The sequence below is a fragment of the Pseudomonas sp. NPDC089401 genome (assembly GCF_044749485.1).
Lineage (GTDB): Bacteria > Pseudomonadota > Gammaproteobacteria > Pseudomonadales > Pseudomonadaceae > Aquipseudomonas.
In genome coordinates, this window is the sequence record NZ_JBIVIA010000006.1 from 24,395 (window position 1) to 49,809 (window position 25,415).

Below are 25,415 nucleotides of genomic sequence, written 5' to 3' on the forward strand. Positions count from 1 at the left end.
GCGGACTCAGCAGGATTCGAACCTGCGACCGCTCGGTTCGTAGCCGAGTACTCTATCCAGCTGAGCTATGAGTCCGTGGTTGGTAGTTTTAGACCAGATTACCACTGGTGGTTTGAAGCGACTTTGTAAGCAAAGCCACTTCAAAAGTGGCGGACTCAGCAGGATTCGAACCTGCGACCGCTCGGTTCGTAGCCGAGTACTCTATCCAGCTGAGCTATGAGTCCGTGTCTTGCCGCGTATGATAGGTCGCTGAAACATTTTTGCAAGAACTTTTTCGTTTAACTTCAACGACTTAGCGTTCCTACCCGTTACAGCGCCCTACACGAATAATGGCGGTGAAGGGGGGATTCGAACCCCCGATACCCTTATGAGGTATACTCCCTTAGCAGGGGAGCGCCTTCGGCCACTCGGCCACCTCACCGCAACACGAGGCGAATATTAAAGAACCTCTTTCACCTTTGCAACCCTTTTTTTGAAAAAAACTTCAAAAAAATTAAAGGCTTGGCTCTTCATCCTTCTCCTTCTTGATCCGCAGGTAGATTTCCTCGCGGTGTACAGCCACTTCTTTCGGGGCGCTGACGCCAATACGCACCTGGTTTCCTTTCACGCCAAGCACCGTCACGGTGATCTCGCCGTCTCCAATGATCAGGCTCTCGGCGCACCGACGAGTCAGAATCAACATAGCTTTCTCCTTACGCAAAACATTCAGGGGTAACAGTCTTGGGATGACAGGCACGGGTCGCGAACGACGGTACCGGGCCTGCTTGGTCGCCGCACTGGCAGGACAGGGCCTGTGCAGCGGCCAGAAACGCGAAGGGCGCGGCCAAGCCGCGCCCTTCCAGGCAACGCCTTACTCGCCCTGTCGGGCAGGGGCGTCGAGTTCGAACGCGGTGTGCAGCGCGCGAACGGCCAGCTCGAGGTACTTCTCTTCGATCACGACCGAGACCTTGATCTCGGAGGTGGAGATCATCTGGATGTTGATGCTCTCCTTGGCCAGGGCTTCGAACATGCGGCTGGCAACACCCGCGTGGGAGCGCATGCCGACGCCTACGATCGAGACCTTGGCGATCTTGGTGTCGCCGCTGACTTCACGGGCACCGATTTCGCGCGCGGTGTTTTCCAGCACGGCGTAGGCCTTCTCGTACTCGTTGCGGTGTACGGTGAAGGTGAAGTCGGTGGTGTTATCGTGCGCGACGTTCTGCACGATCATGTCCACTTCGATGTTCGAAGCGCTGATCGGGCCGAGGATCTTGAAGGCGACGCCCGGGGTGTCCGGCACGCCGCGAATGGTCAGCTTGGCCTCATCACGGTTGAAGGCGATACCGGAAATGATCGGCTGTTCCATGGATTCCTCTTCATCAATGGTAATGAGGGTACCCGGACCCTCCTTGAAGCTGTGCAGCACGCGCAGCGGTACGTTGTACTTGCCGGCGAACTCCACCGAACGGATCTGCAGCACCTTGGAACCGAGGCTGGCCATTTCCAGCATCTCTTCGAAGGTGATCTTTTCCAGGCGACGGGCCTGCGGCACGACGCGCGGATCGGTGGTGTAGACGCCATCGACGTCGGTGTAGATCTGGCACTCGTCAGCCTTCAGCGCGGCCGCCAGGGCCACGCCAGTGGTGTCGGAACCGCCACGGCCAAGGGTGGTGATGCTGCCGTGCTCGTCGACGCCCTGGAAACCGGCAACCACCACCACGCGGCCTTCCTTGAGGTCGGCACGGATCTTCTGGTCGTCGATTTGCAGGATGCGCGCCTTGTTGTGCGCGCTGTCGGTGAGGATGCGCACCTGGTTGCCGGTGTAGGACACCGCAGGCACGCCACGCTTGATCAAGGCCATGGTCAGCAAGGCAATGGTGACCTGCTCCCCGGTCGACACGATCACATCCAGTTCGCGTGGAACCGGCTGGTCGGTAATCTGTTTGGCCAGGTCGATCAGGCGATTGGTTTCACCGCTCATGGCCGACAGCACAATCACCAGGTCGTCGCCTGCCTCGCGGTGTTTCTTGACCTTTTCGGCAACCTGCTCGATCCGCTCGATGGAACCGACAGAGGTGCCGCCAAATTTCTGTACGATCAACGCCATTTCAATGGTGCCTCAGCCCATACAGGGCCCCAAAAAAACCATCCAACATGAAGGGACGGGTGACTAGACCACCCGCCCCTTCATCTCAAAGTCCCTGCTCTGCGAACGGTACGGCCAGTGCCAGGGCCTGGTCCAGCGCGGCGACGTCGACGCCACCACCCTGGGCCATGTCCGGACGGCCACCGCCCTTGCCGCCCACTGCCGCAGCGGCTTGTTTCATCAGGTCACCAGCCTTGAGTTGGCTGGAGAGGTCCTTGGTCACGCCGGCTACCAGCACGACCTTGCCCTCATGCTCGCTGCCCAGCAGGATCACTGCGTGGCCGAGCTTGTTCTTCAACTGATCGACCAGGGCCAGCAGGGCCTTGCCATCCTGCCCGTCCAGGCGGGCGGCAAGCACCTTGGCACCCTTGACCTCAACGGCCGCACTGGAGAGATCGTCCCCTGCGGCGCTGGCGGCCTTGGCCTGCAGCTGCTCGAGCTGCTTTTCCAGCTGGCGGTTGCGCTCGAGCACAGCCGACAGCTTGTCGATCAGGTTGTCACGGTTACCCTTGACCAGCTGCGCGGCTTCCTTGACCTGCTCTTCGGCAGCGTTCAGGTAGGCCAGGGCAGCAGCGCCGGTGACCGCCTCGATACGGCGAACCCCCGAGGCCACGCCGCCTTCGCTGATGATCTTGAACAGGCTGATATCGCCGGTGCGCTTGGCGTGAATACCGCCGCACAGCTCGACGGAAAAATCGCCGCCCATGCTCAGCACACGCACGGTATCACCGTACTTCTCGCCGAACAGCGCCATGGCACCCTTGGCCTTGGCGGTTTCGATGTCGGTCAGTTCGGTTTCGACCGGGGTGTTCTTGCGCACCTCGCGGTTGACGATGTCTTCCAGGGCCTTGATCTGCTCCGGCTTGACCGCCTCGAAGTGGCTGAAGTCGAAACGCAGGCGCTGGCTGTCGACCAGCGAGCCCTTCTGTTGCACGTGCTCGCCCAGCACCTGGCGCAGCGCTTCGTGCAACAGGTGGGTGGCGGAGTGGTTCAGCGAGGTGGCGTGCTGCACGTCGGCATCGACCTTGGCCTCGACCGGCGAGCCGATGAGCAGCGCGCCGCTGGCGACCACACCGTGGTGCAGGAAGGCACCGCCGGTCTTGGTGGTGTCACGCACGTCGAAACGCGCGGCACCGGCCTGGATGAAGCCGGTGTCGCCGATCTGGCCACCGGACTCGGCGTAGAACGGCGTGCGATCGAGCACGACCACGCCCTGCTCGCCTTCGCCCAGCTGGTCGACGGACTGGCCGTCCTTGTACAGGGCGATGATCTTGCCCTGGCCTTCGGTGGCGTCGTAGCCGAGGAACTCGGTGGCGCTGTCGACCTTGACCAGGCTGTTGTAGTCCATGCCGAAGGCGCTGGCGGAACGGGCACGCTCGCGCTGGGCCTCCATTTCACGCTCGAAGCCGGCTTCGTCGATGGTCAGCTCGCGCTCGCGGGCGATGTCGGCGGTCAGGTCCATCGGGAAGCCGTAGGTGTCGTACAGCTTGAACACCACGTCGCCCGGCACCACGTCGCCCTTGAGCTGGGCCAGGTCCTGCTCGAGGATGCGCAGGCCCTGCTCCAGGGTCTTGGCGAACTGTTCTTCTTCGGCCTTGAGCACGCGCTCGATGTGGGCCTGCTGGTTTTTCAGCTCAGGGAAGGCCTCGCCCATTTCGCCAGCCAGGGCCGCGACGATCTGGTGGAAGAAGCTGCCCTTGGCGCCCAGCTTGTTGCCGTGACGGCACGCGCGGCGAATGATGCGGCGCAGCACGTAGCCGCGGCCTTCGTTGGACGGCAGCACGCCGTCGGCGATCAGGAAGCCGCAGGAACGGATGTGGTCGGCAACCACTTTCAGCGATGCCTGGCCATCATTGCTGCAGCCGATGGCCTTGGCCGCGGCGCCGAGCAGGTTCTGGAACAGGTCGATCTCGTAGTTCGAGTGCACGTGCTGCATGACCGCACTGATGCGCTCCAGGCCCATGCCGGTGTCCACCGACGGCGCTGGCAGCGGGTGCAGCACGCCGTCAGCGGTGCGGTTGAACTGCATGAAGACGTTGTTCCAGATCTCGATGTAGCGATCGCCGTCTTCTTCCGGCGAGCCGGGTGGGCCGCCCCAGATGTCGGCGCCGTGGTCATAGAAGATCTCGGTGCACGGGCCGCACGGGCCGGTGTCGCCCATGGTCCAGAAGTTGTCGGAGGCGTACGGGGCGCCTTTGTTGTCACCGATGCGCACCATGCGCTCGGCCGGCACGCCGACTTCCTTGGTCCAGATGTCGTAGGCTTCGTCGTCGCTGGCGTAAACCGTGACCCAGAGCTTTTCCTTGGGCAGGTTCAGCCACTTGTCGGAGGTCAGGAAGGTCCAGGCGAAGGTGATCGCGTCGCGCTTGAAATAGTCGCCGAAGCTGAAGTTGCCCAGCATTTCGAAGAAGGTATGGTGACGCGCGGTGTAGCCGACGTTTTCCAGGTCGTTGTGCTTGCCACCGGCGCGCACGCACTTCTGGCTGCTGACGGCGCGGGTGTAGGCACGCTTCTCGGCACCCAGGAAGCAGTCCTTGAACTGGTTCATGCCTGCGTTGGTGAACAGCAGGGTCGGGTCGTTGTTCGGGATCAGCGAACTGGAGGCGACTCGGGTATGTCCCTGCTCTTCGAAGAAGCGAAGGAAGGCTTCACGGATTTCTGCGCTTTTCATAGGTTCTTCCACGGAAACGGCGGCCCCTGGGGGCAAACACGTCGACGAAACGACGGCAAAGGGCCGCATTATATCGGTCCTGCAGGCAAGGTGCAGTGTGTTTATGCGATAGAAAACGTCGTTTGGACGGCTTTTGAGGCGCTTGCAAACGAAAATGACATGGGCGGATGCTAATTGCAGACTTTCGCCACTGGCAAGCCCATTACCGCCCAAGGGAAGGGAAAATGGAACAGACGGTGAATTAAAAGGTTTTCATCGACGATCAGCCCTCGATCGAGTCGCCCTCTTCGCGGGTAAACCCGCTCCCACAGGTACCGCGGCGCGCTCAGGCATTGCACCGTCCCTGTGAAGCAGGCGACGCCGACCTCAGCCCAGGCGCTGGCCCGAGTCGGGCACGATGAGGATCCCGGCCCGCAAGCCGTTCTTGACCTTGGGGTTGGGGAAGATGATCCGCGCGCCCTCCTCCTCGACCACCCAGCGCATCTCCGCCAGGTCCTCGGCCAACAGGTAGCCCTTGCTCAGCTCGGAGAAGTTCTCGATATCCGCCGGCAGGTGCAGGTGGAAGCTGTCGCTGTGCTTGATGATTTCTCGGGCGACGCTGAACAGCTTCAGGCCATCGAGCGAAACCTCGGGCTCGGGCTCGGTGCCCTCGATGATCTGGATCAGCCGCTCTTCGAGGCGGTCGAGGTTGACCTGCTCGTTCTGACCGAACGGCCGTGCCTTGCCCAGCTCCAGGGTAAAGGCTTCGGCATCGAGCTGCTCGTAGGTGAACGCACTGAAGGTGATCGACGACTTGCTTTGCAGCAGCACCGCCTCCATGCCCGCTGCCGCCAGGCGTGCCAGCTCGCGACGGGAATGCTTGCGCCCCTCTTTATAGGGATACAAGGCGAACTGCTCGATCTTCGAACCGCGGATGGCGGTGTGCAGGTCGTAATGCAGGCGGGTGCGCTCGGGCTTGCTGAAGAACACCCGGGCAAATTGTTCCAGTTCGGCGGCACGCAAGGCCTCGAAGCCGCTGGAGAGCTCGTGGCGGCCATTGAACAGGCGGTTGATGTCCTGCTCGATGAAGCGCTCGCCCTTGCGGATCGCCGGTGGATTGCCGAACAGGAACAGCACCCGCGCGCGGGGCTTGATCTTGCCGTTGGCCACGCCGTGCAGCAGCCGCTCGAGCAGTTCGATCGGCGCCGTTTCATTGCCGTGAATACCCGCCGACAACAACAGGTCGAGCCCGCAGTCCTCGGCTTCGGGAGGGCGCACTTCAAGGGCCCCCTCCCCCAGCCAGCGCAAGCGCGCGCCCTTGGGTGTCACTTGGGTCTTCTCGGCCGGTTCGTGATCGGTGAGGGTCAGCTCAAGCAATTTGCCAAGGGCGAGCATAGGCGCTTCCTTAGTGGTGGTGGCCGCAGTCGGGGCCATGGACGTGGTCGTCATCTTCGCCGACTTCGGCCGGCTCCATTTCCAGCTGCAGGCTGACCAGGTTGGTGGCCATCGGGCGCAGCAGCAGGTTGGCGTACTCGGCGTCGCCTTCCTCGACATCCACGCCGATCAGCAGCTGGCCACGGCCATCCTGCTGAATCCACACTTCCTTGCCTTGCCAGACGACGGCAAAGCGGGTGCAGGAGGTTTCCAGCTGGGTGCCGTCTTCATCTTCGAGGATCAGGCGCAGGGCGTCGGTCATTACACATACTCTCTTCAAGGTTGGCGTTGGAACGGATAGACCGAACCCAACTTCAGGATCTGGGTCAACTCATCCAGTGCCGTACGGCTCTCCACCAGCAACTGCGGGTCGGCAAGGTCGGCTTCGCCGAGGCGATCGCGGTAATGCCTGTCGACCCACTGGACCAGGGTGTCGTACAACGGGGCGGTCATGATAACGCCTGGGTTCACCGCTGCCAGCTCCGTTTCGTTCAGGGCCACGCGCAAACGCAGGCAGGCCGGGCCACCGCCGTTCTGCATGCTCTGCTTGAGGTCGAACACCTTGACCTCCTTCACCGCGCCACCCTGGGCGGTCAGCTGGCTCAGATAAGCCCAGACCCGCTCGTTGTTGCGACACTCTTCCGGCACCACCAGCAGCATCGAGCCGTCATCGCGGCTGAGCAGCTGGCTGTTGAACAGGTAGGAACGCACCGCATCCTCTACCGTGACCGCCGCACGCGGCACGCGAATGGCCTGGAAGTTGCCGCCCTTGCTGGCCAGTTTAGCCTGCAGTTGGCCAAGCACCGCATCGGTCTCGAGGAAGGCATCCTCGTGGTAGAACAGCACCTCGCCGTTGCCCACCGAGATCACATCGTTGTGGAACACGCCCTGGTCGATCACCGCCGGGTTCTGTTGAGCGTAGACCACCCCGCCCTCGCTCAGCCCGTGCAGCCGGGCCACGGCCTGCGAGGCCTCGAGGGTCTGGCGCGCCGGGTACTTCTGCGGCGCCGGGTAGCGGCTGTCGAAGGCGCTGCGGCCATAGACGAAGAACTCCACCCCGGCCTCGCCATAGTCGCGACAGAAGCGCGTGTGGTTGGCCGCGCCCTCGTCGCCGAACTGCGCCACGGCGGGCAGCGCCTGGTGGTGGGCAAAGTGTTTGTCGTCGTTGAACATCGCCGCCAGCACGCGGCTGGTGGTCGGGTGCTCGATGCTGCGATGGTACTTGCAGTTGAGGTTGGCGGCGGTGAAATGCACGCGGCCGTCGGCGGTGTCGGCGCTGGGGCTGACGGTGGCGGCGTTGGCCACCCACATGCTCGACGCCGAGCAACTGGCGACCAGCAACGGCATGGCCTCCCTGGCGGCGCGCTGGATCACCTCGGCGTCGCTGCCGCCGAAGCCCAGGCGGCGCAACGCAGCCACGTCGGGGCGCTCCTGCGGCGCCAGCACGCCCTGCTTGAAGCCCATGTCGGCCAGCGCTTTCATCTTGGCCAGGCCCTGGCGCGCGGCTTCGCGCGGATTCGAGCCTTGCTGGCTGTTGCTCTGCGAAGCCACGTTGCCGTAGGACAGGCCGCCGTAATTGTGGGTAGGCCCCACCAGGCCATCAAAATTCACTTCATAGGATTTCATCGGCTAGGCTCCGTGACCTGTTGTTATAGAGTGACGCCCGGCGTCAGGGTCGCCGGCAAGGCAAGGCTGGCGGTCTCCAGCGAAGCCACGGGGTAAGCGCAATAATCGGCCGCATAGTAGGCGCTGGCGCGGTGGTTGCCGCTGCCGCCCACTCCACCGAACGGCGCGCTGCTGGCGGCGCCGGTCAGTTGCTTGTTCCAGTTGACGATGCCGGCGCGGCTGCGCAGCCAGAAATGCTGGTAGCGCGCGCGGGAGTCTGACAGCAGGCCGGCAGCCAGGCCGTACTGGGTATTGTTGGCCTCTTCGATGGCGGCATCGAAATCGGCGTAGCGGATCACTTGCAGCAGCGGGCCGAAGTACTCTTCGTCCGGGCGCCCGACCACGACGGTCACATCCAGGATGCCCGGGGTCAGCAACGCGGCGTCGGCTTGCGGCTGGGTCATTTCCAGCAGCTTCACCGCGCCCCTGGCCGACAGCTCGGCCTGGGCCGCGATCAGGGCCTGCGCCGCTTGCAGCGAAATCACCGCCCCCATGAACGGTGCCGGTTGCGCATCGAACGCGCCCACCGTGATGGTTTTGCACACCTCGACCAGGCGTGCGATCAGCGAATCACCCCAGGCGCCCTGCGGCACCAGCAAGCGGCGCGCGCAGGTGCAGCGCTGGCCGGCGGAGATGAACGCCGACTGGATGATGGTGTACACCGCCGCATCGAGGTCCTTGACCTCATCTACCACCAGCGGGTTGTTGCCGCCCATTTCCAGGGCGAGGATCTTGTCCGGGCGCCCGGCGAACTGCTGGTGCAGCAGGTTGCCGGTGCGACTGGAACCGGTGAAGAACAGGCCATCGATGCCCGGGTTGGCAGCCAGTGCCACGCCGGTTTCGCGGGCGCCCTGCACCAGGTTCAGCACGCCTGCAGGCAGGCCGGCGGCGATCCAGCAGTTGACGGTCAGCTCGGCGACCTTGGGGGTCAGCTCGCTGGGCTTGAACACCACGCAGTTGCCCGCCAGCAGCGCCGGCACGATATGCCCGTTGGGCAGGTGCCCGGGGAAGTTGTACGGGCCGAACACCGCCACCACGCCATGGGGCTTGTGCCGCAGCACGGCAGTGGCATCGGCCAGCGGGCCGCTCTTCTCGCCGGTGCGCTCGCGGTAGCTCTGTACCGAGATCGCCACCTTGTTGACCATGCTGGTCACTTCCGTGGCCGATTCCCACAGCGGCTTGCCGGTTTCCTCACCGATGCAATGGGCCAGCGCCTCGGCATGCTGCTTGAGTTGCTCGGCGAATTTCTCCAGCACGCCGATGCGCACGTCCAGGCTCAGTTGCGCCCAGGCCGGGAACGCCTGGCGCGCGGCCTCGATGGCGGCGTCGACCTGGCCGGCATCGGCGCCCTGCCCTTGCCAGACAATGGCCTGGGTCACCGGGTTGAGCGATTGCAGGGCCTGGCCTTTGCCAGGCTGCCAGTTGCCAGCGATGTAATGGGTGGTCATTTACTGGGCCTCCCGGCTTGCCGACAGCGGCACGGCGCGAACATTGTCGCCGGCCCCCATGCGCAGGCGCTTGGCAGTCAGCGGGTCGACCACCAGGGTACCGGCGGCCAGGCGTGCGGGCGCGGCGGTGATGCGGCAGTCGTCGCGCTTGCGGTTGTGGATGATGTAAGGGGTGGCGTCGTCGCCCGGCGTGCCCACGGCCAGCACCAGGGTCTGGCTGTCACGCACGGCGCGGATCTTCGAGGTTTCGCACTCGATGGCCGGGCCGGCATCGAAGATGTCGACGTAGCCCTGGTAGTTGAAGCCTTCCTGCTTGAGCATCGCCAGGGCCGGCTCGGTGTCGGTGTGCACGCGGCCGATGACGTTGCGCGCATCCTCGGAGAGGAAGCAGGTGTACAGCGGGAACTTGGGCATCAGCTCGGCGATGAACGACTTGTTGCCCACGCCGGTGAGGTAGTCGGCCTGGCTGAATTCCATCTTGAAGAAGTGCCGCCCCAGGCACTCCCAGAACGGCGAACGGCCATGCTCGTCGGACATGCCGCGCATCTCGGCGATGATCTTGTTGCCGAACAGCTCGGGGAACTCGGCGATGAACAGCATGCGCGCCCGCGACAGCAGCCGCCCGTTGAGCCCGGAACGGTAGTCGCCGCGCAGGAACAGCGAGCACAGCTCGGAGTTGCCGGTCAGGTCGTTGGCCAGGAACAGGGTGGGGATTTCGCGGTAGATATTCAGCTCCTGCGAGGCGCTGACGGTCAGGCCGACCCGGTAGTTGTACCAGGGCTCGCGCAGGCCGACGGCGCCGGCGATGGCACTGATGCCGACCACCAGGCCTTCATCGTTCTCCAGCACGAACAGGTAGTCGGTGTCGCCGCGCTCGGCCTCGCCACGGAAGGTCTTCTCGGCCCAGCCGACCCGGTGGCCGAGGCGCTCTTCATTGGCCGGCAAGGTGGTCAGCCCGGTGGTACCGGTGCTGCGTGCCAATTCGATCAGCGCGGGTAAATCGCTGCTGCGTACGGGACGGACGATCATGCTCTCTCCTTGTGCGGCGGCCAGTGCCTGCCGCAAGAATCTCTTTACGCGCCTGCAGGCCCGGCGCTCAGGCGGCGACCAGGCGCACGCTGGCGCCCTCGCCGACGCCCAGGGCCTCGGCCGCCTGGCTGTTCAGGGTGACCGGCTTGCCCGGCACCCAGTCCAGCTCCAGCAACACCGCGCGGTAGTCCTGCAACTGGCCGTTGCACACCAGGTACGGGCGCCCGCCCTTGACCGGGGTGTCGTCCACCTTCACCGGCACCACCCGGCTCTGGGCGATCGAGCGGATGCCCGAGGCCCGCGCATGCAGGGTCGGCCCGCCGTCGAAGATGTCGATGTAGTGCTCGGTCTCGAAGCCTTCGCGCATGAGGATGTCGAAGGTGATCTGCGCCCGCGGGTGCACCTGGCCCATGGCTTCCTGGGCCTGGTCGGGCAGCAGCGGCACGTAGATCGGGTAGTGCGGCATCAGCTCGGCGAGGAAGGTGCGGCTCTTCAGCCCGCACAAGCGCTCGGCATCGGCGTAGTTGAGGTCGAAGAAATTGCGCCCGATCGCGTCCCAGAACGGCGACTCGCCCTGCTCGTCGCTGTAGCCGACGATTTCGGTGACCACCGAATCGGCGAAGCGCTCCGGATGCGCGGCCATGAACAGCAGGCGGCCGCGGGAATTGAGCTCGGCCCAGCCGCTGTTCACCAGCTCGGGCAGCACATAGAAGCTGGTCAGCAGGCTGTTGCCGGTGAGGTCGTGGCACAGCGACAGGACGTGGATCTTGTTGTGGATCTTCAGCTCGCGCGAGGCATGCACGAAGGTTTCGTTGCGGAAGCTGTAGAACGGCTCGGAATAGCCGGCCGAGGCGACGATGGCCGAGCAGCCGGCGAGCTGGCCGGTCTCGCTGTCCTCGAGCACGAAGAAGTAGCTCTCCTCGCCGTTGAAACTGACTTCGGCGGCGAAGGAGGTTTCCGACGCGGCGATCTTGTCGCCCAGGCGGGCGCTATCGTCCGGCAGCGAGGTGACACCAACGGGGCTGTCGGCAGCCATGCGCTGCACTTCGTTCAGATCAGCCATTTGCGCGGGGCGCATCACCAGCATGGTGTCACTCCTTTGGAATACGGGCCGTTCGGCACGGCACGGAAAAACAGCGGCCGCCTGGGCGCCCGCTCTGGAATTCGGGGTTCACCGCCCCGGCTGCCTTGGGCAGCCGGGGCGGTGAAAGGACCGCAGGCCGGTCAGCCCTGGGTCAGTTGCGCCACGGCGCGTTCGAAGCGGTTCAGGCCTTCGTCGATGTCGGCATCCTCGACCACCAGGCTCGGGGCGAAACGGACCACATCCGGGCCGGCCTGCAGCACCATCACGCCTTCTTTTTCAGCGGCGTTGAGCACGTCCTTGGCCTTGCCCTGCCAGGCTTCGGTCAGCACGCAGCCGATCAGCAGGCCGACGCCGCGCACCTGGCTGAACAGGCCGTACTGCTGGCCGATCTGTTCCAGGCGAGTCTTGAAGCGCTCGTGCTTGGCCTTGATGCCAGCCAGGGTTTGCGGGGTATTGACCACGTCCAGCACGGCGCAGGCGACGGCGCAGCCCAGCGGATTGCCGCCGTAGGTGGTGCCGTGGGTGCCGACTGCCAGGTGCTTGGCCAGCTCCGCGGTGGTCAGCATGGCGCCGATCGGGAAGCCGCCACCCAGGCTCTTGGCGCTGGTCAGGATGTCCGGGGTCACGCCGTAGTGCTGGTAGGCGTACAGCGAGCCGGTGCGGCCGACGCCGGTCTGCACTTCGTCGAAGATCAGCAGGGCGTTGTGCTCGTCACACAGCTTGCGCGCGCCTTCCAGGTAGGCCTTGTCGGCCGGCACCACGCCGCTCTCGCCCTGGATCGGCTCGATCACCACGGCGCAGGTCTTGTCGGAGATCTGTGCCTTGAGCGCTTCCAGGTCGTTGTACGGCACGTGGCTGATGCCGGTGATCTTCGGGCCGAAGCCGTCGGAGTACTTCGGCTGGCCACCGACGCTGACGGTGAACAGGGTGCGGCCGTGGAAGCTGTTCACGGTGGCGATGATTTCGTGCTTTTCAGGGCCGAAGCGGTCGTGGGCGACGCGACGGGCCAGCTTGAACGCGGCCTCGTTGGACTCGGCGCCGGAGTTGCAGAAGAACGCACGGTCGGCAAAGGTGGCGTCGACCAGCTTGCGGGCCAGGCGCAGGGCCGGCTCGTTGGTGAAGACGTTGGACACGTGCCAGAGGGTGTTGGCCTGCTCGGTCAGGGCCTTGACCAGTGCCGGGTGGCAGTGGCCCAGGGCGTTCACCGCAATGCCGCCGGCAAAGTCGATGAGCTCGCGACCGGACTGGTCCCAGACGCGGGAACCCTCGCCTCGCACAGGAATGAAGGCCGCCGGAGAATAGTTGGGGACCATGACCTGGTCGAAATCGGCACGTTGCACCGGGGCTTGCTCAACGGACATCTGAGTCTCCTGAAGAGGAACGCTGGCCTGGATGTGGCGAGCGATGGGGGGATTGTAAGGACTGATCCGCGCCTGTCCTTGCGGCCAAGCGACAACTTGTTACAGCGCAAAACCCAGTTTTACCAAGGCTTTCGGCAATGCGACAAACACTGTCGCAATCGCGCAGTGTACGGGAGAGAGGGAGCTGGGTGAACGGGTGTGCACATCAAGAAAGGAGGCTTCCTGTGCCGGCCTCTTCGCGGGTAAACCCGCTCCCACAGGATCTCCACAATATTCGAAACCCGTGCGGTCCCTGTGGCAGCGGGTTTACCCGCGAAGAGGCCAGTACGGGCGATAGCAGAATCAGCCTTTTTCGGCCGGGGCCGAGCTCAACTCGAACGGGCTGCTGCTGCGTCGCAGGTTGCGGTCTTCGCGTGGCGTGGCACCAAAGAAATTGCGATACGCACTGGAAAAATGCGGCCCCGAGGAGAACCCGCAGGACAAGCCGATCTGGATGATCGACTTGCTGGTCTGCATCAGCATCTGCCGCGCCTTGTTCAGCCGCAGCTCCAGGTAATACTGGCTCGGCACGCGGTTCAGGTACTGCTTGAAGATCCGTTCCAGCTGCCGGCGCGACACGCACACATGCTGGGCGATCTCGTCGGTGGTCAGCGGCTCCTCGATATTGGCCTCCATCAGCAGCACCGCCTGGGTCAACTTCGGATGGCTCGAGCCCAACCTGTTCTGCAGCGGAATGCGCTGGCGCTCGCCGCCTTCGCGAATGCGCTCGACCACCAGCTCCTCGGACACCGCCCCCGCCAGTTCCGCCCCGTGATCACGGGCCAGCACCGCCAGCAACAGGTCGGTCACCGCCATGCCGCCGCAGGCGGTCAGGCGGTCACGGTCCCAATCGAACAGATGGCTGGTGGCGATGACCTTGGGGAAGCGCTCGCCGAAGTCATCCTGCCAGCGCCAGTGCACCGCGGCGCGGTAGCCATCGAGCAGACCAAGCATGGCCAACGGGTACACGCCGGCGGACAGGCCGCCGATCATGCAGCCACTGCGCGCCAGCTGCTTGAGCGCCGCCGACAACGACGAACCCACCGCCTGGGGCGGCTCGTCGGCCAGCAGAAACAGCTTGTGGCAGCCTTCCAGGCGACCGTTCCACGGCTCGCCCGGCAGGCGCCAGGCGCCCTCCTCGGCAGGTTCGGCCTGAAGGAAAGCCAGTTCGTAGGCCACCTCCGGGTGCACGCGCTGGGCCACCTGCAACACTTCCTCCGCCAGCGCCAGGGTCAAAGGCTTGGTGCTTGGCCAGATGAGAAAACCGATTCGCTGGGTGGTCATAGGGTGCGGTCCGAAACCTTGGGATCGTTCGAGTCTGTGGCGCCAGGGCATGCTGTGCTCGCTGCGCAGCATGCCCTACTTTGGTGCAAAGAGGCAGCCTTTTACTTCAGGCTGCCGGAAAGGAACTGTTGGAGCCGCTCCGATTTCGGGTTGGCCAGCACTTCGCGAGGGCAGCCGGTTTCTTCGACCAGGCCTTTGTGCAGGAACACCAGCTGGTTCGACACTTCACGGGCAAAGCCCATTTCGTGGGTCACCACGACCATGGTGCGGCCTTCCTGGGCCAGGGCCTGCATGACCTTGAGCACGTCGCCCACCAGTTCCGGGTCGAGCGCCGAGGTCGGTTCGTCGAACAGCATGACCTCCGGCTCCATGGCCAGGGCCCGGGCAATTGCCACACGTTGTTGCTCGCCGCCGGACATGTGCCCCGGGAAGGCGTCCTTGCGGTGCGCCACACCGACCTTGGCCAGGTAGTGCTCGGCCTTTTCCAGGGCTTCCTTCTTGTTCACGCCCAGCACGTGAACCGGCGCTTCGATGATGTTTTCCAGCGCGGTCATGTGCGACCACAGGTTGAAATGCTGGAACACCATCGACAGCCGCGAGCGCATGCGCTGCAACTGGCGCGGGTCGCTGGCCTTGAGCGCGCCGTCCTTGCCAGGCACCAGCTTGAGCTCTTCGTTGTTGAGCAGGATCTTGCCCGCGTGGGGCTGCTCGAGCAGGTTGATGCAGCGCAGGAAGGTCGACTTGCCCGAACCGCTGGAGCCGATGATGCTGATCACATCGCCTGCCTTGGCCGCCAGGGACACGCCCTTGAGCACTTCATGGCTGCCATAGCGCTTGTGCAGGTCTTGGATTTCGAGTTTGTACATGCTGTCGGTTCTCACAGAGCGTTCAGTGCTTGCGCGGCGCCAGGTAGCCGAGCCAGCGGCGTTCGGCCATCTTGAACAGGCGCACGAGGATGAAGGTCAGGCACAGGTAGAACACGCCCGCCGTGATGTAGGCCTCGAAAGGCAGGTAGTACTGGGCGTTGACCGTGCGTGCGGCACCGGTGATGTCGATCAGGGTGACGATCGACGCCAGGCTGGTGGTCTGCAGCATCATGATCACTTCGTTGCTGTACTGCGGCAATGCCCGGCGCAGGGCCGAGGGCAGCAGGATGCGGCGATACATCTTCATGCGCGACATGCCCATGGCCTTGGCCGCCTCGATCTCGCCATGGGGCGTGGCCTTGAGGCTGCCGGCGATGATTTCCGCGGTGTAGGCGCTGGTGTTGACGGCGAAGGCCAGGCAGGCGCAGAAGGTCGCACTGGACAGCCACGGCCAGAAGATGCTCTCGCGCACCGCCTCGAACTGGGCCAGCCCGTAGTAGATCAGGAACAGCTGCACCAGCATCGGCGTGCCGCGGATGACGTAGGTGTACAGCCAGGCGCTCATGTTCACCAGCGGCCGCTTGGACACCCGCATCAGGCCCAGCGGGATCGCCGCCAGCAGGCCGAACAGCAGCGACAGCGCCAGCAGCTTGAGGGTGGTCAGCAGGCCGCCGAGGTACAGCGGCATGGCTTCCCAGACGACGTTGTAGTCGAAGATCATAGTTCAGCCACCTTGACGCCCACCGAGTAGCGGCGCTCGAGATACTTCAGCGCCAGCAGCGAAATACTGGTGATCACCAGGTACAGCGCGGCCACCGCCAGGAAGAAGGTGAAGGGTTCGCGGGTGGCGTCGGCGGCCTGCTTGGCCTTGAACATCATGTCCTGCAGGCCGACCACCGAAATCAGCGCCGTGGCCTTGGTCAGCACCAGCCAGTTGTTGGTGAAGCCCGGGATGGCCAGGCGGATCATCTGCGGCACCTGGATGCGGAAGAACACCTGGCGCGCACTCATGCCATAGGCCATGCCGGCTTCGGCCTGGCCCTTGGGGATACCGAGGAACGCACCACGGAAGGTTTCCGACAGGTACGCGCCAAAAATGAAGCCCAGCGTGCCGATACCGGCCACCAGCGGGTTCAGGTCGATGTAGTCGTCGTAGCCGAGCAGCGGTGCCACCCGGTTGATGATGTCCTGGCCGCCGTAGAAGATCAGCAGGATCAGGACCAGGTCGGGGATGCCACGGATCACCGTGGAATACAGATCCCCCAGCCAGGCCAGCCAGCGCACCGGCGACAGTCGCAGTGCCACGCCGATCAGGCCGAGGACAATGGCCAGGGCCATCGACGACAGGGCGAGCTGCAGCGTCAGCCACGCCCCGTCGAGGATGACTGCCCCATAGCCTTTCAACATGATTCGGATTCCTCAGGGCTTGGGAATGAAAAATGGTGCAAACCTCAGAGCCTCTGCTGTTTGCACCATTGCAAGGTGAAACTCGACGTCTTAGTTCGAGTCTGGACCGTAGATGTCGAAGTTGAAGTACTTCTTCTCGATTTCTTTGTACTTGCCGTTGGCGCGAATGGCGTCGATGGCCGCATTGATGCGGTCGGCGTTGGCCTTGTCGCCCTTGCGCACGGCGATGCCGACGCCGTCACCGAAGTACTTCACGTCGGTGAACGATGGGCCGACGAAAGCGAAGCCCTTGCCGGCGTCGGTCTTCAGGAAGCCGTCTTCGAGCAGGGTGGCGTCGGCCACGGTGCCGTCCAGGCGGCCGGCGGCGACATCCAGGTAGATTTCGTTCTGGGTGCCGTACGGCACCACGGTGGCGCCCTTCGGCGCCAGCACTTCCTTGGCGAAGCGGTCGTGGATGGAGCCACGCTGCACACCGATCTTCTTGCCCTTGAGCTCGTCGAGGCTGTCGCTGACGGTGCTGCCCTGCTTCATCACCAGGCGTGCCGGGGTGAGGTAGTAGCGCTTGGTGAAGTCGACCGATTTCTTGCGGTCGTCGGTGATCGACATGGACGACAGGATGGCGTCGATCTTGCGCACTTTCAGCGCCGGGATCAGACCGTCGAACTCTTGCTCGACCCAGGTGCACTTGGCCTTCATTTCTTCACACAGGGCGTTGCCGATGTCGTAGTCGAAACCGGCGATGCTGCCGTCAGGCTGCTTGAAGGCGAACGGTGGGTAGGCGGCTTCGATGCCGATCTTCAACGGTTTTTCATCGGCCTGCGATACCAGGGAAAACACGGAAAGCGCCAGGGCGCCAAGCAGTGCGAGCTTCTTCATCAGGTAACTCCATCGGTACGGGGCAATACGAGGCAGGGGTAACAGCTGCCCGCTATGCGAATGGGTACAACGCGAGCCGCGCAGGGTTCGACCTAGGTCGCAGACCACGAGCGAGTGAGTGGCATTTTAACGACAGCCCGGTAGTCGATATTTCTTCAAAGCGACAACTACTTACAGAAGCGCTTGAAATCGCGGCGGGCGATGTTGACAGCTTTTGCAAAACATGCAAGAGCTCGAGGAAAATAACCCATAGACCTAGCAATTAGCGGGCCTATTATTGGCAAAGCCTTGTAATCCGGCAAGCCCAGCGTGTCGTCATGCGGCAAATGCCTGCGCGAATGCACCAGAACGGCACAGGACTGTTTCCGTGCGCCCCGATCTTGTGCGAAATCGGTGACAGAAGAGTTACCGATGAATGTCGGGTAACAGTAAAGCAAAAACCCCGCCGATTGCTCGGGCGGGGTTTGATGCCGAGCGCGCAGCCTATGTAGGAGCGGCCTTGCGTCGCGAAAGGGCTGCGAAGCGGCCCCAGGGTTTCAGCTTCGCAGCCTGCATTGCTGGGGCCGCTCTGCGGCCCTTTCGCGACGCAAGGCCGCTCCTACAGCGGTCGGCGTCCAGCCGGATATCAGGCCGATGCCAGGTTCATCGCCTTGTGGGTATCGATCAGGTGCTGCACCACCCCAGGGTCGGCCAGGGTCGAGATATCACCCAGGGCATCGTACTCGGCCGTGGCGATCTTGCGCAGGATCCGCCGCATGATCTTGCCCGAGCGGGTCTTGGGCAGCCCCGGCGCCCACTGGATCACGTCCGGCGAGGCGATCGGGCCGATCTCCTTGCGCACCCAGTTCTTCAGCTCCAGGCGCAACTGCTCGCTCGGCTCGATGCCGGCATTGAGGGTGACGTAGACATAGATGCCCTGCCCCTTGATGTCGTGCGGCACGCCGACCACCGCCGCTTCCGCGACCTTGGCGTGGGCGACCATGGCGCTCTCGATCTCGGCGGTGCCCATGCGGTGCCCGGAGACGTTGAGCACGTCGTCGACGCGGCCGGTGATCCAGTAGTAGCCGTCCTCGTCGCGGCGCGCGCCGTCACCGGTGAAGTACATGCCACGGAAGGTCTTGAAGTAGGTGTCGACGAAGCGGTCGTGGTCGCCGTACAGCGAACGCGACTGGCCCGGCCAGGAGTCGAGGATCACCAGGTTGCCCTCGGCGGCGCCGTCGATCAGGTTGCCCAGGTTGTCCACCAGTGCCGGCACCACGCCGAAGAACGGGCGGGTCGCCGAACCCGGCTTGAGGCCGGTGGCGCCCGGCAGCGGGCTGATGAGGATGCCGCCGGTCTCGGTCTGCCACCAGGTGTCGACGATCGGGCAACGCTCCTTGCCCACGGTCTTGTAGTACCAGTTCCAGGCTTCGGGGTTGATCGGCTCGCCGACCGAGCCCAGCAGGCGCAGGCTGGAGCCGTCGGCGCCCGCGACCGCGGCCTGGCCCTCGGCCATCATGGCGCGGATGGCGGTCGGCGCGGTGTAGAGGACGTTGACCTTGTGCTTGTCGACGATCTTCGACACGCGGGTGATGTCCGGGTAGTTCGGTACGCCTTCGAACAGCAGGGTGGTCGCGCCGTTGGCCAGCGGGCCATAGACGATGTAGCTGTGGCCGGTGACCCAGCCGACGTCGGCGGTGCACCAGTAGACCTCGCCCGGGCGGTAGTCGAACACCCGCTCATGGGTCAGCGCGGCATACACCAGGTAGCCGCCGGTGGTGTGCAGCACGCCCTTTGGCTTGCCCGTGGAGCCGGAGGTATAGAGGATGAACAGCGCTTCCTCGGCGCCCATTTCTTTCGGCGCGCAGTGGCTGGAGGCGACCTTCATCAGGTCTTCGTACCAGATGTCGCGGTGCTGGTGCCAGGCGATATCGCCACCGGTGCGCTTGCACACGATGATCTTCTGCACGCTGTTGGTTTCCGGGTTGGTCAGCGCCAGGTCGACGTTGGCCTTGAGCGGGGTACGACGGCCACCGCGCAGGCCCTCGTCGGCAGTGATCACCACCTTGGACTTGCAGTCGATGATGCGCCCGGCCAGGGCTTCCGGCGAAAAGCCGCCGAACACCACGGAATGGATTGCGCCGATGCGGGCACAGGCCAGCATGGCCACCACGGCCTCGGGGATCATCGGCATGTAGATGGTCACCACGTCGCCGCGGTGCACGTCCTGGCCACGCAGGGCGTTGGCGAACTTGCAGACCTGCTCGTGCAGCTCGCGGTAGGTGATGTTGCGGTGTTCGGAAGGGTCGTCGCCTTCCCAGATGATGGCCAGCTGGTCGCCGCGTTCTTCGAGGTGGCGGTCCAGGCAGTTGGAGGACACGTTGAGGGTGCCGTCGGCGAACCACTTGATGTCGACATGGTGGTCGTCGAAGGAGGTCTGCTTGACCTTGGTGAACGGCTTGATCCAGTCGATGCGCTGGGCCTGCTCGCGCCAGAAGCCGTCCGGGTTGATCACCGACTGCTGGTACATGGCCTTGTAGGTGGCCTCGTCGGTCAGGGTGGTGGCCGCAACCTCGGGACGAACGGGATACAGTGGAGCCGCACTCATCTGTGTTACCTCGGTGTAATAGTTGTTTTTGTATGAAACCGTTTGTAACTGTACCAGAGCGGGAAAAGCCATTCGACGATGGTAGTAGCGCACAGGGCAAATCTTCACATCACCGGCGGCGATGGCTCTAGGCCGCAGATCGCGGCCCGGCGAGCTGAAAGCGCGGGGTATCTTGCCGAGGGATTGTTACAGATTCTGTCAAAAGACGAAAAAACTTTATCAAAACACCATCTGTTTCCCTTAGTTGCCGAGGCATAAGATTTACCTCGCCAGCAACGGCAAGGCGATTAACTACTGGAAACAGCCCCCACGAAGGCAAGATGTTAATCCCCCTCTAATCCCGATAGTTGAAACTCAGGCTGTACTCGCGGCGCCACAAGTGCCGCGTGCCCCCTCACGACCTTAGACAGGTAAATAGAAAATGAAAGCGTTACTGGTATTGGTACTTGGCGGTCTTTGCAACGCGGCAATGGCTGCCGAGGCAAACGATGTCGAGCAGATTCCGGTTGAACAGTACAGCTACTCGCAGCACCTGGACATCGCCCGCGTCATCTCCATGAGCGAAGTGCCGAACGTCTGCGAAGTAGTGCCCGCGCGCATGACCTACGAGGACTCCAAGGGTCAGAAGCACATTCTCGAATACCGCGTGATGGGGAACGGCTGCTCCAACGGCTGATCCTTGAGATTGGGGCCCCTCCGGGGCCCTTCGCGTATCTGGGCGGCAAGCAGGTTTTCAGCTGCTTGAACGACCGTCAAATAACGACTTTGTTATTCCGACGACTTGCCCAGGGCATGTTCGCGCAACTTGTTGGCAATCGTCGTATGGGAAACACCCAATCGTTTACCCAGCGCCCGGCTACTTGGAAATTCACTTGTCAAACTTTCCAACACAGCCTTTTCAAAACGCCCGACAATCTGTGCAAGATCACCTTCCAGGGAAAACTCACCCAACGGTTGGCGCACGCCATAATCCGGCAAACGGATATGTTCGCTCTTGACTACCCCGCCGTCGCACAAGGAAACCGCCTGGAACAATACGTTCTCCAGCTGCCGCACGTTGCCCGGCCAGTGATATTGACTGAGCTTTTCCATCGCCGCCGGCGCCAGGCGCGGCATGGCGCAGCCGATCTGCCGGCTGGCCTGGTCGAGAAAATGCTGCACCAGGCCCTCCAGCCCGTCCATGCATTCGCGCAGCGGCGGGATGTGCAGCGACAGCACGTTGAGCCGGTGATACAGGTCCTGGCGGAACTCGCCACGGGCGCATAGCTCCGAGAGATCCACCTGGGTGGCGCAGATCACCCGCACATCCAGGTACACCTCCTCGTCGCTGCCGACCCGACGGAAGCAGCCGTCCTGCAGGAAGCGCAGCAGTTTCACCTGCAGGCGCGGGCTCATCTCGCCCACCCCGTCAAGGAACAGCGTGCCGCCGGCAGTCAGCTCCAGCAGGCCCAGCTTGCCCTCGGCGCGCGCCCCCTCGAAGGCCCCCGGGCCGTAGCCGAACAGTTCGGTCTCGGCCATCGACTCCGGCAAGCCGGCGCAGTTGAGCGCCATCAGCGGCGACTGGCCCCGCGGGCTGGCCAGGTGGCAGGCGCGGGCCAGCAGTTCCTTGCCGGTGCCGGTTTCACCCTCGATCAGCAACGGCGCATCCAAGGGCGCCATGCGCCGCGCCTCGCGCACCACCGCCGCCATCACCCGGGAGCTCTGGAAGATACTGTCGAAGCCACGCAGCTCCTGCTTGCGCACGTTGTAGATGCGCTCGCCGATGCGGTCGGCGCGATGCAGGGTCAGTACGGCGCCGGCCAGTGCCTCGCTGTCGTCGTGCTCCGATTGCAGCGGCGCGATGTCGGCCAGGAACACGTCACCCTTGACCTTGATGCGCAGGCCATTGATCCGCGACTTGTTGGCCCGCACCAGCTCCGGCAGGTCGAAGTCCTCCACATAGCGCGCCAGCGGCATGCCCGGCACCTCGTCGACGCGCACCCCGAGCAACTGGGCGGCGCTGCGGTTGGCGGCGACGATGCTGCCGCCCATGTCGACCGACAGCACCGGGAAATCCAGGGCGCCGAGCAAGGCATTGAGTTCCATGTGCCGCCGCTCGCTGGGCATCAACCCGACCCGCTTGACCCCGAACACCCCGGCAATCGCCTCGAACTTCGGCCGCAGTGCCTGGAACTGCAGGTTGATCAGGTTCGGGCAGTGCAGGTAGATGGCATTGCCGTGATCGCCGCCCACCTCGCCGCGCAGCACGTTGATGCCGTATTCCACCAGCAGGTTGAGGATGTCGCGAAGGATGCCGATGCGGTTCTGGCAGTGCACTTTGATGCGCATGGAAGCTCTCGAGGCGGCGAGGCTTTTCAACCACGCACGGAAAATTCGTAAAGATAAGCTGACAAAAACAGACAATTCGCCAGCTGCATGGCCCGGATTTTCCGGCATGGCGGCCATTTTGTAAAATTATCGTTACGAACTAGGGCTGCAAAGGCCCCTCCGATCGCCCCGCACCCCCGTGCAAAGCTGCGAATGAAGGGATATTTCTAAGTCATGTCGTGGACATAACAAGAAATCCCTCTCCAGGAGAGCCACATGAAACAAACGCAATACGTGGCACGCGAGCCCGATGCGCAGGGTTTTATCGACTACCCGCAGCAAGAGCATGCAGTGTGGAACACGCTGATCACCCGCCAGCTGAAGGTCATCGAAGGCCGTGCGTGCCAGGAGTACCTGGACGGCATCGACCAGCTCAAGCTGCCCCATGAGCGCATCCCGCAACTGGGCGAGGTCAACAAGGTACTGGCCGCCACCACCGGCTGGCAGGTTGCCCGGGTGCCGGCGCTGATCCCCTTCCAGACCTTCTTCGAACTGCTGGCCAGCAAGCGCTTCCCGGTGGCCACCTTCATCCGCACCCCGGAAGAGCTCGACTACCTGCAGGAACCGGATATCTTCCACGAGATCTTCGGCCACTGCCCGCTGCTGACCAACCCGTTCTTCGCCGAATTCACCCACACCTACGGCAAGCTCGGCCTGGCCGCGACCAAGGAACAGCGGGTGTACTTGGCGCGCCTGTACTGGATGACCATCGAGTTCGGCCTGATGGAAACCGCCCAGGGCCGCAAGATCTATGGCGGCGGCATCCTCTCCTCGCCCAAGGAGACCGTCTACAGTCTGTCGGGTGAGCCGCAACACCAGGCCTTCGACCCGGTCGAGGCCATGCGCACGCCGTACCGCATCGACATCCTGCAACCCCTGTACTTCGTGCTGCCGAACATGAAGCGCCTGTTCGACCTGGCCCACGAAGACATCATGGCCATGGTCCAGCAGGCCATGCAACTGGGGCTGCACGCACCGAAATTTCCACCCAAGGTCGCCGCCTGAGCGCCTTGCCGATAACAACTCGAACGGGAAACCCACCATGAATGCCTTGAATCAAGCCCACTGCGAAGCCTGCCGCGCCGACGCCCCGAAGGTCACCGACGAAGAACTGGCCGAACTGATCCGCGAGATCCCGGACTGGAACATCGAAGTGCGCGACGGCCACATGGAACTGGAGCGCGTGTTCCTGTTCAAGAACTTCAAGCACGCCCTGGCATTCACCAATGCCGTGGGCGAAATCGCCGAAGCCGAAGGCCACCACCCGGGCCTGCTGACCGAGTGGGGCAAGGTCACCGTGACCTGGTGGAGCCACTCGATCAAAGGCCTGCACCGCAATGATTTCATCATGTGCGCACGCACCGACAAGGTTGCCGAGACGGCTGAAGGCCGCAAATGATCGGGTAAATCGATCCCTGCGGGAGCGGGTTCACCCGCTCCCGCAGGGGCCCGATTCCATCAGGTGAATGTCCGGTATCCGCCCGCAAAACCGACAAGCGACCGGGAAAATTTACAAACTGTCATCCAGACTTGTGTATCCTGCCCCAGCTTTCCGAAGCTCCGAACGCGCCTGGCGCAGACTTTTCACTCACACTTGCGAGGAACGACGAGATGCATGAAATCCCGAATCTTCCCTTCCCAAGCCTGAACCCCGAAGAGCCAACCGTTACCGTCCACGCCGAGCCGACGCCTGCCGTCGATCAGGATGGCGACGATCAATCCAGCGCCGATCAGGAATAAACCGCGCACCCCTGCGGCTGTGTGAAAACGGCTGACCTGCGGGCAACCCCCGTCATCACGTTTTCACACCGTCCCGAACCTCTGCCACGAAGACCCCCATGCCCGATTCACCGCGCCCTCTTGCGGTCACCCTGCAAGTCGTTTCCATCGTCCTGTTCACCTTCATCGGCTACCTGAACATCGGCATCCCCCTTGCCGTCTTGCCCGGCTACGTGCACAACGACCTGGGCTTCAGCGCCGTGATCGCCGGCCTGGTGATCAGCGTGCAGTACCTCGCCACCCTGCTCAGCCGCCCCACCGCCAGCCGCATCATCGACAACCACGGCAGCAAGAAGGCAGTCATGTACGGCCTCGCCGGCTGCGGCCTGAGTGGCGTGTTCATGCTTGCCTGCGCCTTCCTCACCGAGCTGCCCTGGGTCAGCCTGGCCTGCCTGCTGGTCGGCCGCCTGGTGCTGGGCAGCGCCGAGAGCCTGGTGGGCTCGGGCTCGATCGGCTGGGGCATCGGCCGGGTCGGCGCCGAGCACACGGCCAAGGTCATTTCCTGGAACGGCATCGCCAGCTATGGCGCGCTGGCCATCGGTGCGCCGCTGGGCGTGCTGATGGTCAAGGCCTTGGGGCTGTGGAGCATGGGCGTGAGCATCCTCCTGCTGTGCGGTCTCGGCCTGCTGCTGGCCTGGCCGAAACGCGCTGCGCCAGTGGTCAGCGGCAAGCGCCTGCCGTTCATGCAGGTGCTGGGCAAGGTGTTCCCGCACGGCTCGGGGCTGGCCCTGGGCTCGATCGGTTTTGGCACCATCGCCACCTTCATCACCCTGTACTACGCCAGCCGCGGCTGGGCCAATGCGGCGCTGACCCTGAGCCTGTTCGGCGCCAGCTTCATCTGCGCGCGCCTGCTGTTCGGCAACCTGATCAACCGGATCGGCGGCTTCCGTGTGGCGATTGCCTGCCTGTCGGTGGAGACGCTGGGGCTGCTGATGCTGTGGCTGGCGCCGAATGCCGAGCTGGCATTGGCGGGGGCTGCGCTGAGCGGGTTCGGCTTCTCGCTGGTGTTCCCGGCACTGGGCGTGGAGGCGGTGAACCAGGTGTCGGCGGCCAACCGCGGGGCGGCGGTGGGGGCGTATTCGCTGTTCATCGACTTGTCGCTGGGGATCACCGGGCCGCTGGTGGGTGCGGTGGCGTCGGGGTTCGGCTTTGCTTCGATGTTTCTGTTTGCGGCGGCGGCGGCCTGTTGTGGGCTGGTGTTGAGCCTGTATCTGTACAGACAGGCTCACCAGCGCCGGGAAGCCTGAGATCCGCGGCGCCTGTAACGGCCTCTTCGCGGGTAAACCCGCTCCCACAGGGATACCATTGCCCTCTGGCCTTGTGATATCCCTGTGGGAGCCACAGGGACCATTGCCCTCTGGCCTTGTGATATCCCTGTGGGAGCCACAGGGAGCATTGCCCTCTGGCCTTGTGA

General features: G+C 63.7%; 22 protein-coding genes and 3 tRNA genes. 5 read left to right on the forward strand and 20 right to left on the reverse strand.

Features of this window, described 5'->3' with window-relative positions; genetic code table 11:
• Position 1: 1 nt before the first annotated feature.
• From ACIP21_RS15110 to acs, 19 genes are all read right to left on the reverse strand, one after another.
• Positions 2 to 75 (reverse strand) — tRNA-Arg (locus tag ACIP21_RS15110).
• Positions 76 to 147: 72 nt separating this feature from the next.
• Positions 148 to 224: transfer RNA gene (locus ACIP21_RS15115), tRNA-Arg, on the reverse strand.
• A 106-nt stretch (positions 225 to 330) separates the two neighbouring features.
• Positions 331 to 421 (reverse strand) — tRNA-Ser (locus tag ACIP21_RS15120).
• Between the two features lie 72 nt (positions 422 to 493).
• Positions 494 to 682, reverse strand: coding sequence for a carbon storage regulator CsrA (csrA, locus tag ACIP21_RS15125; RefSeq protein ID WP_003254503.1), 189 nt, complete (start codon positions 680 to 682; stop codon positions 494 to 496).
• Positions 683 to 850: 168 nt separating this feature from the next.
• Positions 851 to 2,086, reverse strand: a complete 1,236-nt coding sequence (locus tag ACIP21_RS15130) for an aspartate kinase (protein WP_400688782.1) — start codon at positions 2,084 to 2,086, stop codon at positions 851 to 853.
• A gap of 85 nt (positions 2,087 to 2,171) precedes the next feature.
• Positions 2,172 to 4,796 carry an alanine--tRNA ligase gene (alaS, locus tag ACIP21_RS15135; RefSeq protein ID WP_400688785.1) on the reverse strand — a complete coding sequence of 875 codons (2,625 nt, stop codon included), beginning with the start codon at positions 4,794 to 4,796 and terminating at the stop codon, positions 2,172 to 2,174.
• 366 nt (positions 4,797 to 5,162) lie between these two features.
• Complete coding sequence (gene astE, locus ACIP21_RS15140; RefSeq protein WP_400688787.1) at positions 5,163 to 6,170, reverse strand: succinylglutamate desuccinylase; 1,008 nt, start codon at positions 6,168 to 6,170, stop codon at positions 5,163 to 5,165.
• A gap of 10 nt (positions 6,171 to 6,180) precedes the next feature.
• Positions 6,181 to 6,471 (reverse strand): topoisomerase II, encoded by a 291-nt coding sequence (locus ACIP21_RS15145; protein WP_400688790.1) that lies wholly within the window; start codon positions 6,469 to 6,471, stop codon positions 6,181 to 6,183.
• Positions 6,472 to 6,485: 14 nt separating this feature from the next.
• Complete coding sequence (astB, locus tag ACIP21_RS15150) at positions 6,486 to 7,835, reverse strand: N-succinylarginine dihydrolase (protein ID WP_400688793.1); 1,350 nt, start codon at positions 7,833 to 7,835, stop codon at positions 6,486 to 6,488.
• 23 nt (positions 7,836 to 7,858) lie between these two features.
• Positions 7,859 to 9,322, reverse strand: coding sequence for a succinylglutamate-semialdehyde dehydrogenase (gene astD / locus ACIP21_RS15155; RefSeq protein ID WP_400688796.1), 1,464 nt, complete (start codon positions 9,320 to 9,322; stop codon positions 7,859 to 7,861).
• The gene (astA, locus tag ACIP21_RS15160) at positions 9,323 to 10,351 is read right to left on the reverse strand and encodes an arginine N-succinyltransferase (protein WP_400688798.1); all 1,029 of its coding nucleotides are present in this window, start codon (positions 10,349 to 10,351) and stop codon (positions 9,323 to 9,325) included.
• Positions 10,352 to 10,418: 67 nt separating this feature from the next.
• Entirely contained in the window at positions 10,419 to 11,438 is a 1,020-nt protein-coding gene (aruF, locus tag ACIP21_RS15165; RefSeq protein ID WP_400688800.1) for an arginine/ornithine succinyltransferase subunit alpha, read from the reverse strand.
• Positions 11,439 to 11,575: 137 nt separating this feature from the next.
• Positions 11,576 to 12,796, reverse strand: a complete 1,221-nt coding sequence (locus ACIP21_RS15170; protein ID WP_400688803.1) for an aspartate aminotransferase family protein — start codon at positions 12,794 to 12,796, stop codon at positions 11,576 to 11,578.
• Positions 12,797 to 13,138: 342 nt separating this feature from the next.
• On the reverse strand, positions 13,139 to 14,119 hold the full coding sequence (gene argR / locus ACIP21_RS15175) for a transcriptional regulator ArgR (protein ID WP_400688805.1): 981 nt from the start codon (positions 14,117 to 14,119) through the stop codon (positions 13,139 to 13,141).
• Positions 14,120 to 14,220: 101 nt separating this feature from the next.
• The gene (locus tag ACIP21_RS15180; protein WP_400688808.1) at positions 14,221 to 14,985 is read right to left on the reverse strand and encodes an ABC transporter ATP-binding protein; all 765 of its coding nucleotides are present in this window, start codon (positions 14,983 to 14,985) and stop codon (positions 14,221 to 14,223) included.
• 22 nt (positions 14,986 to 15,007) lie between these two features.
• Complete coding sequence (locus ACIP21_RS15185) at positions 15,008 to 15,706, reverse strand: ABC transporter permease (protein WP_400688811.1); 699 nt, start codon at positions 15,704 to 15,706, stop codon at positions 15,008 to 15,010.
• Positions 15,703 to 16,392 carry an ABC transporter permease gene (locus ACIP21_RS15190; RefSeq protein ID WP_400688814.1) on the reverse strand — a complete coding sequence of 230 codons (690 nt, stop codon included), beginning with the start codon at positions 16,390 to 16,392 and terminating at the stop codon, positions 15,703 to 15,705. The genes ACIP21_RS15185 and ACIP21_RS15190 overlap by 4 nt, the downstream gene beginning before the upstream one ends.
• A 90-nt stretch (positions 16,393 to 16,482) precedes the next feature.
• Positions 16,483 to 17,268 (reverse strand): ABC transporter substrate-binding protein, encoded by a 786-nt coding sequence (locus ACIP21_RS15195; RefSeq protein ID WP_400688816.1) that lies wholly within the window; start codon positions 17,266 to 17,268, stop codon positions 16,483 to 16,485.
• Positions 17,269 to 17,893: 625 nt separating this feature from the next.
• Positions 17,894 to 19,855 (reverse strand): acetate--CoA ligase, encoded by a 1,962-nt coding sequence (acs, locus tag ACIP21_RS15200; protein ID WP_400688819.1) that lies wholly within the window; start codon positions 19,853 to 19,855, stop codon positions 17,894 to 17,896.
• A 421-nt stretch (positions 19,856 to 20,276) separates the two neighbouring features.
• Between acs and ACIP21_RS15205 the strand changes: the two genes are divergently transcribed.
• Entirely contained in the window at positions 20,277 to 20,531 is a 255-nt protein-coding gene (locus ACIP21_RS15205) for a DUF2790 domain-containing protein (protein ID WP_400688821.1), read from the forward strand.
• A 92-nt stretch (positions 20,532 to 20,623) separates the two neighbouring features.
• Here ACIP21_RS15205 and ACIP21_RS15210 read toward each other — a convergent pair whose 3' ends face one another.
• Positions 20,624 to 22,183: a sigma-54-dependent transcriptional regulator gene (locus ACIP21_RS15210; protein ID WP_400688824.1), complete on the reverse strand. Its 1,560-nt coding sequence runs from the start codon at positions 22,181 to 22,183 to the stop codon at positions 20,624 to 20,626.
• Positions 22,184 to 22,438: 255 nt separating this feature from the next.
• Between ACIP21_RS15210 and phhA the strand changes: the two genes are divergently transcribed.
• From phhA to ACIP21_RS15230, 4 genes are all read left to right on the forward strand, one after another.
• On the forward strand, positions 22,439 to 23,227 hold the full coding sequence (phhA, locus tag ACIP21_RS15215) for a phenylalanine 4-monooxygenase (protein ID WP_400688826.1): 789 nt from the start codon (positions 22,439 to 22,441) through the stop codon (positions 23,225 to 23,227).
• 37 nt (positions 23,228 to 23,264) lie between these two features.
• The gene (locus ACIP21_RS15220) at positions 23,265 to 23,621 is read left to right on the forward strand and encodes a 4a-hydroxytetrahydrobiopterin dehydratase (protein ID WP_003254532.1); all 357 of its coding nucleotides are present in this window, start codon (positions 23,265 to 23,267) and stop codon (positions 23,619 to 23,621) included.
• Between the two features lie 212 nt (positions 23,622 to 23,833).
• On the forward strand, positions 23,834 to 23,962 hold the full coding sequence (locus ACIP21_RS15225; protein ID WP_256208154.1) for a hypothetical protein: 129 nt from the start codon (positions 23,834 to 23,836) through the stop codon (positions 23,960 to 23,962).
• A gap of 98 nt (positions 23,963 to 24,060) precedes the next feature.
• Complete coding sequence (locus ACIP21_RS15230; protein WP_400688830.1) at positions 24,061 to 25,248, forward strand: MFS transporter; 1,188 nt, start codon at positions 24,061 to 24,063, stop codon at positions 25,246 to 25,248.
• The last annotated feature ends 167 nt before the right edge of the window (positions 25,249 to 25,415 follow it).